Below are 16066 nucleotides of genomic sequence, written 5' to 3'. Positions count from 1 at the left end.
TTCCCGTTAACCGATTTGCATGAGGATTGGAAAGGTCTGCTGGAACCATATCGCGGCAGAACTGACGAAGCCGAAGATGAAGGCGAGACCGGTCAGGATCAGGAATACGCCCATGACTTTCTCGACCGTGCCGAGATGGCGGCGGAAGCGCGTCAGGAACCGCATGAAGGCTCCCGAAAAGCCGGCGGCGATCCAGAAGGGCACGGCAAGGCCGAGCGAATAGATGGCAAGCAGCATAGCCCCCTCGCCTACGGTGTCGCGCGAGGCGGCAACACCAAGAATGGCGCCGAGCACCGGACCTATACACGGCGTCCATCCGAAGGCAAAGGCGAGCCCCATGACATAGGCGCCCGAGAGAGTTGCCGGCTGCCCGCCGCCCTGGAAGCGCGCCTCGCGGGCCAGGAAACCGATTCGGAAGACGCCGAGGAAGTTGAGGCCCATGGCGATGATGATCAGACCGCCGATCTTGGAGAGAAGGTCCAGATGCTGGCGCAGCAGTACGCCGATCGTCGAGGCCCCTGCCCCAAGTGCCACGAAAACGGTTGCGAATCCCAGGGTGAAGAACAGCGCAGACATCAGCACCGCCCTGCGCGTTCCGCTCCTGAACTCGGCAACCGCGGCACCGCCGCCGCGGAACTGTTCAACGGAAATGCCCGCCATATAACAAAGATAGGGCGGCACGAGCGGCAGCACGCAGGGGGAAAGGAACGACAGCGCGCCGGCAAGAAGCGCACTCAGCAATGATACTTCGGCAATCGACACGTGTGGCTCCGGATGGCAGTCTTTTCAGACCCGGCATTGCGCTTCACGTACCGATTCAAGGCGGCGAATGCCAATCACCTTTTCGCATCATCATGGAAAAGCGGCAAGAAGCCGCATTTTTGCTGTTTTTGCGGGTTGACCGCAACGGGTCACCTGCATATGTTCCGCGCACTTTCAAGGACGCGCTGCAGCGCACCACGGGAGAGCGTAGCTCAGCCGGTAGAGCAACTGACTTTTAATCAGTAGGTCCAGGGTTCGAATCCCTGCGTTCTCACCACCTTAAAAATTCTTCATCTTCTCAGCAGAAACATCATTCTTACAAAGAATTCAGGTTTCATCGAACGCGCGTCGGCGAATAGGATGCGGGCAAACAATTGATAAACATCAATTATTCTAATTTTTCCGCGCTCCCGAAACTCAGGTTTCGGCCGAAAATCCGACAGGTCGCCGGTCTATAACCTTATCAATTGTTAAGCTGACTATCGCGGCTTCGAGGCGTAGTTTTCGATGCAAGACTGAATACCGCCGGCGGCCGCACATGCCGCGACGCGACGGTATGAGACAGCCGATTGAACTTCTTTGATCAAGAACGGAGGCGCCATGCGCTCGTTCATGTCGATAGATCGTCGCCCACCAATCCGGCTACGCCATCCACCGAACTGAACTTCCGAAGAGCACGACCATTCCGTGGTCTACCTGGCTCTCCTTCTCTTCTGACCTCACCGAAAGCCGATCGGCCGCGGGCTTAGTCCGCGGCTTCGATCCCCCTCGCCCCGGAACCCGTCATCAAGGCGGGGCCGGAGCCATCAATCAGAAAGGAAAACCAGCATGTCCGATATCCTTCGCAAACACCGCCTCGCCGCCCTTCTTGGTGCAGCCATTGCCGTTGCTCCGCTTGCCATGCCCGTCATCTTCGGCCTCAACGCCGCCGAGGCCGCGACCGACACTGCGCCGATTACCGGCACAGTCGCCCCGGGCGGTTCCTTCGCACCGATCGTCGCAGCCGACAAGCCGGCCGTCGTCACCATCACCACCGTGATGAAAGCCCAGAATGCCGATACTGGCGACAATTCGCCATTCAGCGATGCTTCACCCTTCGATGAGCAGTTCAGGCAGTTCTTCGGCCAGCAGGGCATTCCGATCCCGCGCCAGATGCCGCAACGCCCGACCCCGCATGCAGAGGCCCTCGGTTCCGGTTTTATCATCGCCGCAGACGGCTATATCGTCACCAACAATCACGTGATCGACAGCGCGACGAGCATCAGGGTAACCTTGGACGACGGCACGGAACTACCCGCCAAGCTCGTCGGCGCCGACCCGAAATCCGATCTCGCCGTCATCAAGATCAATGCGCCGAAGCCGCTTGCCACCGTTAACTGGGGTGATTCCGACAGGCTCAACGCCGGCGACCAGATCCTTGCGATCGGCAATCCCTTCGGCATCGGTACGACGGTCACCGCCGGCATCGTCTCTGCCCGCGGCCGTGACCTGCACAGCGGTCCCTACGATGACTTCATCCAGATCGACGCACCGATCAATCACGGAAACTCCGGTGGCCCGCTTGTCGATCTCCAGGGCAAGGTGATCGGTATCAACACCGCTATCTACTCGCCGAATGGCGGTAGCGTCGGCGTCGGCTTCGCGATTCCCTCCGATCAGGCGCAAAAGGTTGTCGCCAAGCTGATGAAGGACGGCTCGATCGAGCATGGCTTCATCGGCGTGCAGATCCAGCCGGTAACGGCGGACGTTGCGAGCGCCATCGGCCTTGGCAGGCCTGAAGGCGCGCTGGTCGCCAATGTGAGCGATGACACGCCGGCGTCCCGGGCCGGCATCGAGACCGGCGACGTCATCACCGCCCTCGGCGGGCAGGAGATCAAATCACCCCGCGACCTGTCGCGCATGGTCGCCGATCTCGCGCCAGGAGCCAGGGAAAGCCTCACCGTGTGGCGCGAAGGCGAGACCAGGGACCTGCGCATCACGATCGGCGGCAACCAGGACGACCAGCAGCAGGCCTCCGCCGATAACGGCGACAAGTCGAGCCCGGCCGCACAACGCGTTCCGACGATCGGCGTCGGCCTTGGCGACATTACCCCGGATGTTCGCCAGGCGCTCAACCTGCCGCGCCGGGAAAGCGGGGCGGTGATCGAAAGCGTCGCCCCCGACAAGCCGGCAACCGATGCCGGCCTGCAGCCCGGGGACATCATCGTCTCGGTCAACCAGCGGCCGGTGAAATCAGCCAAGGAAGCCAAGGCAGCAGTTGCTGATGCGGGCAAGGCCGGTCGCAAATCGGTCCTGCTTCTCATCCAGCGCGGCGACAGCCAGACCTTCGTAGCGGTCCCCTTCTCGGTCAGCTAAACCGCCAGATCCCGCATCATCATATGGCACAGCCCGGTCTTCGGGATCGGGCTGTGCCCACCCCGACCATGAATGGTCATCACGTTCTATTGAAACACAACCCGGAACCTCTACATGTCTGGCACCGTTTATGCGGGCGAAGGAGTTCCTGATGCGGATCATTTTCGTCGTTCTCATCGCCTCGGTGCTTAGCATCCTGGCATTCAAATATGCAGACCAATCCCTCGGCAACGCCAATATCCTGGCGCCCTCCACAGAACTCTCGTCCACGAACTGAGCCGTTTTGGCGAGCACGATCGCGTGAACCCCGCAGCCGCCCCGTCGAAGCCCTCCGGCCGGCTTGACCATTTTCTTCTTGCGACCATATTGCTTCGGTCCCATCCAAATCCCTTTCCCGAAAGCGAGAAAATTTTATGGCCAAGCCGAAGATTGCCATCATCATCACGAGCACGCGCGACGTCCGTTTTGGAGAAAAGCCAGCCAAGTGGATTTGCGAGACTGCGTCGCAGCGCGAGGACATGGAATTCGAACTCGTCGACTTGCGCGACTTCCCGCTGCCATTCTTCAATGAAAAGGCGTCCAATGCCTGGGTTCCAACCGAAAACGAAGTCGGTCAGCGTTGGCAGAAAAAGGTCGCCGAATTCGATGGCTACATCTTTATCGTAGCTGAATACAACCGTTCGATCACGGCCGTACTCAAGAATGCCCTCGACTACTCCTACAAGGAATGGAACCGCAAGCCGGCGGCGGCCGTGGGCTACGGCAGCGTCGGAGGCGCACGTGCGGTCGAGCATTTGCGCAACATAGCCGTCGAGCTACAGATGGTTCCGACTCGTCCGGGCGTGCACATCCAGGGTGCCGATTTCTTCGCAGTCTGGCAGCAAGGCAAGGATATCAAGGAACTCACCCATCTCGAGCCAGGCGTGAAGACCATGCTGGACGACCTCGCCTGGTGGGCGGCGGCACTGAAAACAGCCCGCGAGACGGCCTGACCTTCTTCACAAGAGGTTGACCCAAAGGTTCCGACCATGGCCGGAACGTTTCGGCGTCCCGGGTTCGGTGCAATAATCACAGATTTGAAAACGACAAAAAGCCGGCATCCCGCGCGAGATGCCGGCTTTTCCATTAACGAACCGATTTGTCGCCCTGTTCTTCTTCGAACGAGACGGCAGCGTCGCCGTCGCGGAAGCCGCATTGATGCCGGCTTCGACGTTCCCAGAAAAAGAGCCGCCGTCTGATGCGGATCAAGGCAGAACTACCTTACCGATATTTAAGTTCCTCCTACACGCGTTTCATGTCATTGGAAGCATAGAGAAATCCGCGACGACCACGCTTCCGGCGGATTCGCGCCGTGTGGCGGCGGGACGGACACGTACGGCCGTCCCATATATCATCCAAAGAGGGACTTGACCTTGAACGTGCAGAAGACACCCGACCCAGCGGTAAAGACGAGCGATGCGCCCGATCTCGCCGCGATCCTGGCAGCGTCGGGCGGCGGCAAGAAGCGCCGCTGGCTCTTCTGGCCAATCGTTTCCATCGTCCTTCTGATCGCTGCCGCCAGCGCCTATACCTATTTCGGCAGCAACGGGACGCGATACGACTATACGACACAGCCCGTGAAGCGCGGCGATCTTTCGGTCATCGTCACTGCAACCGGCTCCGTCCAGCCGACCGACCAGGTGGATATATCGAGCGAACTCTCCGGCACGGTGCGCAAAGTCAATGTCAGCTACAACAGCCCGGTGAAGACGGGCGATGTGCTCGCCGAACTCGACACCAACAAGCAGGAGGCCGATGTCCAGAGCGCTCGCGCCCAGCTTGCCTCCGCAAAGGCGAGCGTGCTCAAGGCAGAAGCGGAAGCCGCATCCGCCAAGAATACGCTTGACCGGCTGACCGGCCTTGTCAGCAACCGCATTTCCAGCCAGCAGGAGCTGGACGCCGCCCAATATACTTATGAAGCTGCCGTCGCGACCAAGGCGGTCAACGAAGCCGCAGTCCTGTCCGCCGAAGCCAGCCTGCAGCTTGCAGAGGTCAATCTCTCGAAACTCAAGATCGTCTCGCCGATCGACGGCGTGGTGCTCACCCGCGATGTGGATCCCGGCCAGACGGTTGCCTCCTCGCTCAATGCGCCGGTGCTCTTCACCATCGCCGGAGACCTGAGGCATATGGAACTTCAAGTCTCAGTCGATGAGGCGGATGTCGGCCAGGTGAGGGAAAGCCAACTCGCGAAATTCTCCGTCGACGCCTATCCGGACCGCAGCTTTCCCGCCGCCATCGAGACTGTGCGCTTTGCATCCGAAACCGTCTCCAATGTCGTCACCTACAAGGCGATCCTGACGGTCGACAATGCCGACCTCCTGTTGCGCCCCGGCATGACGGCAACCGCAGACATTACGGTGGAATCCGTCTCCGATGCACTCCTCGTGCCGAATGCGGCTCTGCGCTATTCGCCACCCGCGACCACCAGCGGCAATCGCGGCAGTTTCCTGACCCGGCTCTTTTCACCACCGCGCCTGCGCACCAACCGCAGCAGCGATGAGGCTTCGGCGGCCAGCCGTGCCGTATGGGTCCTGCGTGCCGGCGTCCCCACCCGTGTCCAGCTGGAAACCGGCCCGACGGACGGGCAGTTCACGGTGCTGAAATCCGGCGACATCACGGAAGGAGACCTGCTGATCACGGATGCCGTGGCTCGGGCCAACTGAGGGGCAAGGCCATGACGCTTCCTCCCCTCATTACATTCAAACAGGTCTCCAAATTCTATGGCCGCGGCGAAGCCATGATCCGCGCGCTGGACCATATCGATCTCTCGATCTCGCAGGGCGAATTCGTGGCCATCATGGGGCCGTCGGGCTCGGGCAAATCCACGGCCATGAACATCATAGGCGGGCTCGACGTGCCCTCCTCCGGCGAATACTTCTTCCAGGGCATCCCGACGAGCAGCTTCAACCGTTCGCAGCTCACGCTGCTTCGACGGCATATGCTGGGCTTCGTCTTCCAGGGCTTCAACCTGCTTGCCCGCACATCCGCCGTCGAGAATGTCGAACTGCCCCTCGTCTACCGTGGCATGGACCACCGTGAACGCCGCCGGCTCGCGCTCGCCGCCCTGGAACAGGTCGGCCTCAAGGGCCGCGAAAGCCATACGACACAGGAGCTATCAGGCGGTCAACAGCAGCGCGTTGCGATCGCCCGCGCCATCGTCACCAATCCAGCCGTCCTGCTTGCCGACGAGCCGACCGGCAATCTGGACACCAGGACCAGCTCCGAAATCATGGAACTGATCACCCGGCTCAATCGCGAGAACGGCATCACCGTCATCATGGTCACCCATGAGGAAGACATTGCTGCCTATGGCAAACGCCTCCTGCGTTTCGTCGACGGCCGGCTTGCCTCGGATCAAGTGCGGGTGAAGGAGCCGGATCATGTTCTTTGAAACCGCAAAACTCGCCTGGCGCGCGATCAGCCGCAACATGCTGCGCTCATTCCTCACCGTGCTCGGAGTCGTTATCGGCGTCGCTGCCGTGATCGCGATGGTGACGGTTGGCAACGGCACGACGGCACGCGTTCAGGACGAGCTTTCGCGTCTCGGCACCAACACGCTGTTCGTCCGACCCGGCCAATGGGGGCCGGGACGAGTCAGCACCGAGGCCAAGCGTTTTACCGACAAGGATGTGCAGGCGATCCGGGAACAGGTGACCGGTCTGAGGGCCGTTGCCCCGGTAAACCGTGGCACGGCAACCGTGATTGCCGGCGGAGCCAACCATTCGACCAGCGCCATCGGCACCACCAATGATTACCTGATCGCGCAGGACTGGGACCTCGCGTTCGGTCGCAACTTCCTGCCAAACGAAGACCGTGGCAGCCATGCCGCCTGCATTATCGGCGAAACAGTGCGCAAGGAGCTTTTTGGCGCAGCCAACCCGGTCGGCCAGAACATTCGCGTCAGCAACATCGCCTGCCCGGTCATCGGGGTACTTGCCGTCAAGGGTCAGTCGGGCATGGGTGACGACCAGGACGACACGGTGATCATGCCGCTGAAGCTGCACCAGCGGCGGATCGGCGGGACGACGACGATCAGCAGCATCATTCTCTCCGCTCAGGACGGCGTCGCGACGTCGAAGGTGCAGTCTGACGTGGAAAGCCTGCTGCGCGAGCGGCGGCGCATCGCGATCGGCCGCGAGGACGATTTCTCGGTCAACGACATGTCGCAGATCGCCGCGGCGATGACCGGCACCACGGTGCTGCTGACGGGCCTCCTCGGGGCAGTGGCGGCTGTCAGTCTGCTCGTCGGCGGCATCGGCATCATGAACATCATGCTCGTTTCGGTAACGGAGCGGACGCGCGAAATCGGCATCCGACTGGCGATCGGCGCGCTGGAAGGACAGGTGCTCACCCAGTTCCTCGTCGAGGCTGTCATGCTGTCGATTTTCGGGGGCGTCACGGGCATTATGACAGGATTGGCTCTCGCCTTCGGCGTCGTCAGCTATCTCCAGGTGCCCTTCGTAACGAGCCCGACGATCATTGCGCTTGCATTTGTCTTCTCGGCTGCAATCGGCATGATTTTCGGTTACTTCCCTGCCCGCCGTGCGGCTCAGCTTAACCCGATCGAAGCTCTCCGGCATGAATAGCGGTTCCGACCGAGCTTCGTCACGGTGCCGGTCTACCGCGATTGCCCGGGGAGAAACCAACAAGATGTCATCCGAGGCAGAATCCCTCAGCCGGCAGGCCTATCGGCGGCTGGAGAACCTGATCGTGACGCTGAAACTGAAGCCGGGAGTTCCCGTGACGGAGAGGCAATTGATCGCGCTTGCCGGCCCGGGGCGCCCCCCGGTTCGCGAAGCGATTCAGAAGCTCGAATGGCAGGGGCTGATCCGGGTGCGGCCGCGCGTCGGACTGCAAATCGCCGAGATCGTCCCCGGCGATCATCAAGGCATCATGCAGGTGCGCCGGCAGCTCGAACCTCTTGCCGCTGCCCTCGTGGCGGAACATGCGAATGAAGAGCAGCGCTCCGCCTTGGTGGATTGCGCCAAGGCGATGAATGCGGCTTCCGACACAGGCGACATTTTGGGTTTTCTGGAGGCCGACAGGCGTTTCGATGAGATCTTCGAGGAGGCCTGCCCCAATCGCTTCCTGGTTTCGGCCCTGGCACCGCTTCAGACGCATTCGCGACGGTTATGGTTCTCAAAGGCCTCTGCCGATCGCATGGATCAATCGGCAGCACGACATATCGCCGTCATTTGCGCCATACAGGCGCGTGACATCAACGGCGCGCGACAGGCGATGGAAACACTCCTCGCCTATCTCGATAATTCATGAGTGGATCAGACGTGGGCCTCGGCCTCGCGCTGCCTTGCAAGCGCGGCCAGATCCGCCGGCTTCAGCTCGACGGACTCGCCGCAGCCGCAGGCGGATGTCTGGTTGGGATTGACGAAGGTGAAGCCGGACCGCATCTTCGTGACTTCGAAATCCATTTCGGTGCCCAGGAGATAGAGGACCGCAGACGGTTCGATCCAGACCTTGGCGCCATCCCGCTCGATCAGATCGTCCTTGGCATTGGGTTCGGTGACGAGATCGATCGTATATTCCATGCCGGCGCAGCCGCCCTTCTTGATCCCGACGCGAACACCTTTCGCATCCGCCCCGGAATTGGCCACGATCTGCTTGACGCGCGCCGCTGCGGCATCGGTCATTGTCATCACTGCAAAGCCCATGGGCCTTTTTCTCCTTCCACAACCGGATTCAAGGTCCGGCGCTTCACGATTCAAATGTAATGTCCTGCCGTAAACGGATCAATACCAACCCACGGCAACCTGAGCTTCTTCGGACATCCGTTCCGGCGTCCACGGCGGATCGAAGGTCATTTCAACCTCTACTCCGGAGACCCCTTCCACGGCGCCGACTGCATTCTCGACCCAACCAGGCATCTCGCCGGCTACGGGGCAACCGGGAGCGGTCAGTGTCATGACGATCTTCACCATGCGGTCGTCTTCGATGTCGATCTTGTAGACGAGGCCGAGTTCGAAGATGTCAGCCGGGATTTCCGGATCATACACGGTCTTCAGCGCGGCAATGATGTCGTCGCCGAGGCGGGCGAGCTCGTCGGCAGGAATAGCGGACTGGATAATCCCCTCGCGGGCATCCCATTTCAGTTCCGTTTCATCGACAGCCATGACAAAATCCTCAGGCAAAGAAATTACGCGCGTATTCCAGCGCATCCGCAAGCGCGTCCACTTCGGCACGTGTGTTGTACATGCCGAACGATGCCCGGCATGTGGAGGTCACGCCGAAGCGTTTCAAGAGCGGCATGGCGCAATGGGTGCCAGCACGCACGGCGATACCTCTGCGGTCGATCACCATCGACACGTCATGGGCATGGATGCCGGCAAGCTCGAAGGAGAAGATGCTGCCCTTGCCCGGCGCATCGCCGATGATCCTGAGCGAGTTGATCGCCCGAAGCCGCTCGGCCGCATAGGCTGCGAGATCCGCCTCGTGGCGGGCAATTGCCGCGCGGCCGATCTTGTCCATGTAATCGAGAGCATAACCGAGCCCGATCGCCTGGACGATCGGCGGGGTGCCGGCCTCGAAACGGTGCGGCGGGTCGTTATAGGTGACGTTGTCCTCGGTCACCTCGAAGATCATCTCGCCGCCACCCTGGAAGGGCCGCATCTCCTTGAGGCGATCCATCTTGCCATAGAGCACGCCGATGCCTGACGGGCCGTATAGCTTGTGTCCCGTCATCACATACCAGTCGCAATCGATATCACGGACATCGACCGGCATATGCACGGCCCCCTGGCTGCCGTCGATCAGCACCGGAATGCCCCGCTCGTGCGCGATGCGGCAAACCTCCTTGACCGGGACGACCGTTCCGAGCGCATTCGACATATGGGTAATCGCGACGAGCTTGGTCTTCTCGGTCAGCGACTTCTCGAAGTCCTCGATGTGGAAAGCGCCCTCGTCATCGACCGGCACCCAGACGAGCTTCGCGCCTTGCCGTTCACGGATGAAATGCCAGGGCACGATATTGGAATGGTGCTCCATGATGGTGACGACGATCTCGTCGCCCTCGCCGATCCTCGGCATGCCCCAGCCATAAGCGACCGTGTTGATCGCCTCCGTCGAGTTCTTGGTGAAGACGATCTCGTCGACCGACCCGGCATTCAGGAAACGGCGCACCTTTTCACGCGCCGCCTCATAGGCCTCCGTCGCAGCATTCGAAAGGAAATGCAGGCCACGATGGACATTGGCATATTCGTGCGAATAGGCATGGCTGATCGCATCAATCACCGCCTGCGGCTTCTGCGCCGACGCGCCGTTGTCCAGGTACACCAGAGGCTTGCCATGCACCATGGTCGACAGGATCGGGAAATCCCGCCTTATGGCTTCCACGTCATAGGTCGTCGCCGGTGTGGTCTGGTCCATATCAGGCATGCCTTTCAAGCCAGGCCGAAATGACGCCTTCCAGTGCCTCGACCAGCTTCTCGTCATCGAGTTCCTCGACGATCTCCGCCACAAAGGCGTGGACCAGCATGGCCCGCGCCTTGTTCTCCGGAACGCCGCGCGCCATCATGTAAAACAGATGGTTCCTGTCGATGTCCGCAACTGTCGCACCATGACCGCAAACCACGTCGTCGGCGAAGATTTCGAGCTCCGGCTTGGCCGAGAACTCACCATTGTCCGAGAGCAGCAGCGTGTTGCAGGCCATCTTGGCGTCGGTCTTCTGGGCATCCGGTGCAACCCGGATCATGCCCTGGAAGGCGCCGCTGGCGCGATCTAAGACGACGTTGCGGATGATTTCCGTGGAGTTGGTGTGCGGCACGTTATGGCCGAGAACCAGCGTCACGTCCGTATGACCTTCTCCGCCGAGCAGATTGACGCCGCGCAGCGTCAAATCGGCGCCCTCGCCTTCGACGTCGATGCGCAGTTCCTGGCGCACCAGCTTGCCGCCGGCATTGACGACGAAGAGTTTCAGCTTCGCGTTCGTCCCGAGCTTGACGCGAATCTGGCCGAGATGGGTATCGGCAGCGCCCTGGCTCTGCAGGATGATCCAGGTGATCTCCGCACCATCCTCCAGCACGATGTCACTGATCGACGACACGAGCGCGGCATCATCCGTCACCGACCGGTGACGCTCTATGATCGTCGCCTTGGAGGCTGCACCGAAGGAGACCGGGAAACGCGTATGGATCTGCCCCCCTGCATGGAGGGCCTGCAGTTCGATCGGCTCTTCCAGCTCCGCGTTGGCAGGAACCGAGATCGCAAAACCGTCACGTACGAAGCTGCCGTTGATGCGGCCGATGGCATCGTCCCTGTCGAGCGCCGTCAGGCCGGCGACGGCCGAACCATCGGCGAGCTTGTCCCTAAAGCGGGCAATCTCAATTCCGTCGGCCGAAGCATCGTCATCGGCGTCCCCCTGCAGCACTGAAAGGACAACCGAGCCCTCGACCAGCGGCGCTATGGGATCGATCGCGCTGACCGGCGTCGCCTCGGGAACCGCCCGCAACAGGGTTTTCAGGTCCGTATAGTGCCAGGCCTCGATCCGGCGGGTCGGAAGACCGGCCTTCTTCAAATCGTCCAGAAGCCGGTCGCGCGTGCCAGCGACCGCGCCATTGCCCGGCAATTCGCCGAACTGGGCGCCGAAAGCTTCAACCAGAGCGGTTTCCGCAACCGTCATCCGACCAATAGGCTGGTTTGTCGTCTGCATGTTCATGACACCATCCTTCCCGCGCGCTTAGGCCGCTTCTCCAATGATGTCGGCATAGCCATTCTCTTCCAGTTCGAGCGCGAGCGCCTTGTCGCCGGAGCGGATGATCTGCCCCTTGTAAAGCACATGCACGCTGTCGGGCACGATATAATCGAGCAGGCGCTGGTAATGGGTGATGACGATCACCGCACGGTCCGGCGACTTCAGCGCGTTGACACCGTCGGCGACGATCTTCAGCGCATCGATGTCCAGACCGGAATCGGTCTCGTCCAGCACGCAAAGCTTCGGCTCAAGCAGCGCCATCTGCAGGATTTCCGCGCGCTTCTTTTCGCCGCCGGAGAAACCGACATTCAGCGGACGACGCAGCATGGCCTGGTCGATCTTCAGCTTCTCGGCAGCGTCCTTGACGCGACGTATGAAGTCCGGCGTCGTCAGCTCGGCTTCGCCGCGCGCCTTGCGCTGCTCGTTCATCGCGACCTTGAGGAACTGCATGGTGGCGACGCCCGGGATTTCGACCGGGTATTGGAACGCGAGGAAGATGCCCTTGGCGGCACGTTCGGCGGGATCGAGTTCAAGGATGCTCTCGCCGTTATAGAGGATGTCGCCTTCGGTGACCTCGTAGTCCTCGCGACCCGACAAGATGTAGGAGAGCGTCGACTTGCCGGAGCCGTTCGGCCCCATGATGGCGGCGATCTCGCCGGGCTTCACGGTGAGGTTCAGGCCGCGGATGATCTCGGTGCCGTCTTCGGCGATGCGTGCAAAAAGGTTCTTGATCTCAAGCATTTCGTTTCCTACTCATAGGGCGGGTTCAAGGGCCGCCTTTGACCGATCGCGAGAGCGGTCCGTTTTCTGGTCCGTCATCCTCGGGCGTGTCCCGAGGATCTAAACCGTTAATTGTAATCGCCCCACAGTTTTGTATTCGGATGGGGTCGGTATGTGTTTTCCATTTCACCTATGTGTTCATAAAGGTCCATCCAAGTCGGATTGAACTCTTCTATGAGCTTGATTTTCCACTCCCGTACATACCGCTTCAGCGACTTTTCACGTTGGATCGCCAGCACGATGTTCGGGTGATTTTCGAACCACACCAGATTTTTCGCCTTGTATTTCTGAGTGTAGCCCTTCTGCACCTCGTTGCGGTGCTCCCACACGCGCCCCTGTAAATCACTCGTGACACCGGTGTAGATCACGCCTCGTGGTTTATCGGATATCATGTAGACGAAACCGCTCATTCCTTCTTTCCGTTGACGTTTGTAGATCCTCGGGACAAGCCCGAGGATGACGGAGGCGTTGTTACCCGACGCTTCCTTCGAGCGAAATGCCGATCAGCTTCTGGGCCTCGACGGCAAACTCCATCGGCAGTTCCTGGATGACGTCCTTGACGAAGCCGTTGACGATGAGGGCGATCGCTTCCTCTTCCGGAATGCCGCGCTGCATGACGTAGAACTTCTGGTCGTCGGAAATCTTCGACGTCGTCGCCTCGTGCTCGATTTGCGCGGAGGCGTTCTTCACGTCGATATAGGGCACGGTATGCGCACCGCACTTGTCGCCGATCAGCAGCGAGTCGCAGTTCGTAAAGTTGCGGGCATTCTCGGCGCGGCGATGGATCGACACCTGGCCGCGATAGGTGTTGTTCGACTTGCCGGCGGAAATACCCTTGGAGATGATGCGGCTCGACGTGTTCTTGCCGAGGTGGATCATCTTGGTGCCGCTATCGATCTGCTGATGGCCGTTGGATACGGCGATCGAATAGAACTCCCCACGGCTGTCGTCGCCACGCAGGATGCAGCTCGGATATTTCCAGGTGATCGCCGATCCGGTTTCCACCTGGGTCCAGGAAATCTTGGAGCGCGCACCGCGGCAATCGCCGCGCTTGGTGACGAAGTTGTAGATGCCGCCTTTGCCTTCGGCATCACCCGGGAACCAGTTCTGGACGGTCGAATACTTGATCTCGGCATCATCGAGCGCCACGAGCTCGACAACAGCGGCATGAAGCTGATTCTCATCGCGCTGCGGTGCCGTGCAGCCCTCGAGATAGGAAACGTAGGCGCCCTCCTCAGCGATGATCAGCGTGCGCTCGAACTGGCCGGTATTCTTCTCGTTGATGCGGAAATAGGTGGAAAGTTCCATCGGGCACCGGACGCCCTTCGGCACGAAGACGAAGGACCCGTCGGTGAAGACTGCCGAGTTCAGCGTCGCATAGAAATTGTCGGTGGCAGGAACGACGGAACCGAGATACTTGCGGACCAGATCGGGATGTTCGCGAATGGCTTCGGAAATCGACATGAAGATCACGCCAGCCTTCTTCAGCTCTTCCTTGAACGTGGTGACGACCGAGACCGAATCGAAGACCGCGTCGACGGCCACTCTCGGCTTCTCGACGCCGGCGAGTATCTCCTGCTCCCTGAGCGGAATACCGAGCTTCTCGTAGGTCTTCAGAAGCTCCGGATCGACCTCGTCGAGCGACTTCGGACCGCCAAACTTCTTCGGCGCCGCGTAATAGTAGAGGTCATTGAAATCGATCTTCGGATAGTCGACGCGCGCCCAGGTCGGTTCTTCCATCGTAAGCCAGCGGCGATAGGCGTCGAGACGCCATTCCAGCATCCAATCCGGCTCCTGCTTCTTGGCCGAAATGAAGCGAATGATCTCTTCCGAAAGACCTTTGGGAGCCTTGTCCACTTCGATGACGGTCTCGAAACCGTATTTATACTGGTCGATATCGATCCGGCGGACCTGATCGACTGTTTCCTGGACGGCAGGCATATCATTCTCCAATTCTTGCCGGTTCAAATTCCGGCAATTCTTGTCAGCATTCCGGGGGGACAAACGCCTCCCCTATGTAGTGGCCAAAAGGCTGTTTTCACACCTTTTGGCAAGCGGAAATTTGCGTTTCCGCAAATTCGACAAAATCAGGCCGCTTCGCCCCTCGGCCTCCGGCGGCCGGCAATCTTGGCGAAAGCCGCAAGCGCCCGCGAGATGTCTTCGTCGGTCGTATCAGGCCCGAGCGAAATCCTGAGCGCGCCGAGCTTGGGATCGTACCCCATCGCGCTCAGTACATGGCTTTCGCCCACTTTTCCCGAAGAGCATGCAGAGCCGGCCGACAGCGCAATGCCTTCGAGATCGAAGGCGATCTGTCCGGTTTCGGACTTCAGACCCGGCAAAGTGAAGAAGCAGGTATTCGCCACACGCGGGACTGTTTCGCCATGGATGATGGCGTCCGGCGCCGCCTGACGCATGCCCGCCTCCAGCCGGTCACGCAGACCAGCGATTGCGGCGCTGCGCTCTTCGAGATTTTCAAGCGCCGCTGCTGCCGCCGCACCAAAGCCGACGATGGCATGAAAATTCTCGGTGCCGGAACGATGGCCCTTCTCCTGTCCGCCACCGCGGATCAGCGGCTTCGGCATCAGCACCTCGCCGCGCGAAACCAGTGCACCGACGCCCTTCGGGCCGCCAATCTTGTGGGACGAGAGGATCAGGAAATCAGCATCCAGGACATTGATATCAACGGGCACGCGGCCGACCGCCTGCACGGCGTCCACCACCATCAGCCCGCCATGCGCATGGGCAATCGCGGCGGCTTCCGCCACCGGCTGGATGATGCCCGTCTCGTTGTTGACCAGCATCACAGCCACCATCGGCAGGCCGGCACTGCGATCATGGCCGGCGAGCAGGTTTTCGAGCGCCGCCAGATCGACGATCCCATCGCGATTGACCGGCACCTCCGTGACCCGCTCCGGGTCGAGACGCCCGCCTTCACGGATCGCCGGATGTTCGATCGCCGACACAAAGAGCCGGCTGACCGTCAACGGGGCACGGCCCATCCGGAATTCGGGCGTCAGCACATGATTGGCCGCTTCCGTCGCTCCGCTCACGAAGGTCACATGCGGCGCCTCGGCACCCACGAGAGCCGCAACCTGCCGCCGTGCCGTCTCCAGCGCGCCGCGGGCCGCCCTGCCCTCGCCATGCACGGACGAAGCATTGCCGGGCAGCCGCAACGCATCCAACATGGCAGCGCGAGCCGGCGCACTCAAAGGTGCGGTCGCGTTCCAGTCCAGATATGTGCGGTTTGGCGCCATTGCCTGATCGATTTCCGTTCCTAGATAGCAGTCAAATCTCACGAATGCGGAGAATTCCGCATTTTTGTTGAAATTTCCGCCAGCCTTGCCTTATGAGACATCGCATCGGGCTCCATTTCGAATGGCGCCCAAAGTTTCGAATGGTTCTAAACTGAGTTGTAGAAAAGCTGAG

The 16066-nt window shown here is 60.6% G+C and carries 16 protein-coding genes and 1 tRNA gene; 8 read left to right on the top strand and 9 right to left on the bottom strand.

The genetic code is table 11. The annotated features are described in order from the left end of the window. Positions 1-6: 6 nt before the first annotated feature. Positions 7-762, bottom strand: coding sequence for a cytochrome c biogenesis CcdA family protein (locus tag JL39_RS04800; RefSeq protein ID WP_037146816.1), 756 nt, complete (start codon positions 760-762; stop codon positions 7-9). A 201-nt stretch (positions 763-963) separates the two neighbouring features. Here JL39_RS04800 and JL39_RS04795 point away from each other — a divergent pair. From JL39_RS04795 to JL39_RS04765, 8 genes are all read left to right on the top strand, one after another. After that, a tRNA-Lys gene (locus JL39_RS04795) sits at positions 964-1039 on the top strand. 551 nt (positions 1040-1590) lie between these two features. After that, positions 1591-3117: a DegQ family serine endoprotease gene (locus JL39_RS04790; protein ID WP_037146814.1), complete on the top strand. Its 1527-nt coding sequence runs from the start codon at positions 1591-1593 to the stop codon at positions 3115-3117. 151 nt (positions 3118-3268) lie between these two features. Further along, the gene (locus JL39_RS32760) at positions 3269-3394 is read left to right on the top strand and encodes a hypothetical protein (RefSeq protein WP_267950861.1); all 126 of its coding nucleotides are present in this window, start codon (positions 3269-3271) and stop codon (positions 3392-3394) included. Between the two features lie 136 nt (positions 3395-3530). Beyond that, positions 3531-4109, top strand: a complete 579-nt coding sequence (locus tag JL39_RS04785) for an NAD(P)H-dependent oxidoreductase (protein ID WP_037146811.1) — start codon at positions 3531-3533, stop codon at positions 4107-4109. Positions 4110-4535: 426 nt separating this feature from the next. Further along, positions 4536-5819, top strand: coding sequence for an efflux RND transporter periplasmic adaptor subunit (locus JL39_RS04780; protein WP_052182762.1), 1284 nt, complete (start codon positions 4536-4538; stop codon positions 5817-5819). Positions 5820-5830: 11 nt separating this feature from the next. Beyond that, complete coding sequence (locus JL39_RS04775; protein ID WP_037146809.1) at positions 5831-6547, top strand: ABC transporter ATP-binding protein; 717 nt, start codon at positions 5831-5833, stop codon at positions 6545-6547. Further along, entirely contained in the window at positions 6537-7742 is a 1206-nt protein-coding gene (locus JL39_RS04770) for an ABC transporter permease (RefSeq protein ID WP_037146807.1), read from the top strand. Before JL39_RS04775 ends, JL39_RS04770 begins: the two co-directional genes overlap by 11 nt. A gap of 64 nt (positions 7743-7806) precedes the next feature. Next, a complete protein-coding gene (locus JL39_RS04765) occupies positions 7807-8430 on the top strand; it encodes a GntR family transcriptional regulator (protein ID WP_037146803.1) in 624 nt (207 codons plus the stop codon). A 5-nt stretch (positions 8431-8435) separates the two neighbouring features. On the opposite strand, the gene sufA is transcribed toward JL39_RS04765, so the two are convergent. The 8 genes from sufA to JL39_RS04725 all read right to left on the bottom strand — a co-directional run bounded on the left by sufA (position 8436) and on the right by JL39_RS04725 (position 15894). Continuing rightward, a complete protein-coding gene (gene sufA, locus JL39_RS04760; protein WP_037146801.1) occupies positions 8436-8825 on the bottom strand; it encodes a Fe-S cluster assembly scaffold SufA in 390 nt (129 codons plus the stop codon). A 78-nt stretch (positions 8826-8903) separates the two neighbouring features. After that, a complete protein-coding gene (locus tag JL39_RS04755; RefSeq protein WP_037146799.1) occupies positions 8904-9284 on the bottom strand; it encodes an SUF system Fe-S cluster assembly protein in 381 nt (126 codons plus the stop codon). Positions 9285-9294: 10 nt separating this feature from the next. After that, positions 9295-10536, bottom strand: coding sequence for a cysteine desulfurase (locus tag JL39_RS04750; RefSeq protein ID WP_037146797.1), 1242 nt, complete (start codon positions 10534-10536; stop codon positions 9295-9297). Between the two features lies 1 nt (position 10537). Continuing rightward, on the bottom strand, positions 10538-11824 hold the full coding sequence (gene sufD / locus JL39_RS04745) for a Fe-S cluster assembly protein SufD (RefSeq protein ID WP_037146796.1): 1287 nt from the start codon (positions 11822-11824) through the stop codon (positions 10538-10540). A gap of 21 nt (positions 11825-11845) precedes the next feature. After that, positions 11846-12601, bottom strand: a complete 756-nt coding sequence (gene sufC, locus JL39_RS04740; protein WP_037146794.1) for a Fe-S cluster assembly ATPase SufC — start codon at positions 12599-12601, stop codon at positions 11846-11848. A 107-nt stretch (positions 12602-12708) separates the two neighbouring features. Next, positions 12709-13050 (bottom strand): GIY-YIG nuclease family protein, encoded by a 342-nt coding sequence (locus JL39_RS04735; RefSeq protein ID WP_037146793.1) that lies wholly within the window; start codon positions 13048-13050, stop codon positions 12709-12711. Between the two features lie 61 nt (positions 13051-13111). After that, positions 13112-14581, bottom strand: coding sequence for a Fe-S cluster assembly protein SufB (gene sufB, locus JL39_RS04730; protein WP_037146792.1), 1470 nt, complete (start codon positions 14579-14581; stop codon positions 13112-13114). Positions 14582-14727: 146 nt separating this feature from the next. After that, complete coding sequence (locus JL39_RS04725) at positions 14728-15894, bottom strand: cysteine desulfurase family protein (RefSeq protein ID WP_037146791.1); 1167 nt, start codon at positions 15892-15894, stop codon at positions 14728-14730. Positions 15895-16066 lie beyond the last annotated feature (172 nt).

The organism is Rhizobium sp. YS-1r (assembly GCF_000757525.1).
GTDB classification, from domain to species: Bacteria; Pseudomonadota; Alphaproteobacteria; order Rhizobiales; family Rhizobiaceae; genus Neorhizobium; species Neorhizobium petrolearium.
Note: the sequence above shows the minus strand (reverse complement) of the source record. Positions and strands in the feature narration are given on the sequence as shown.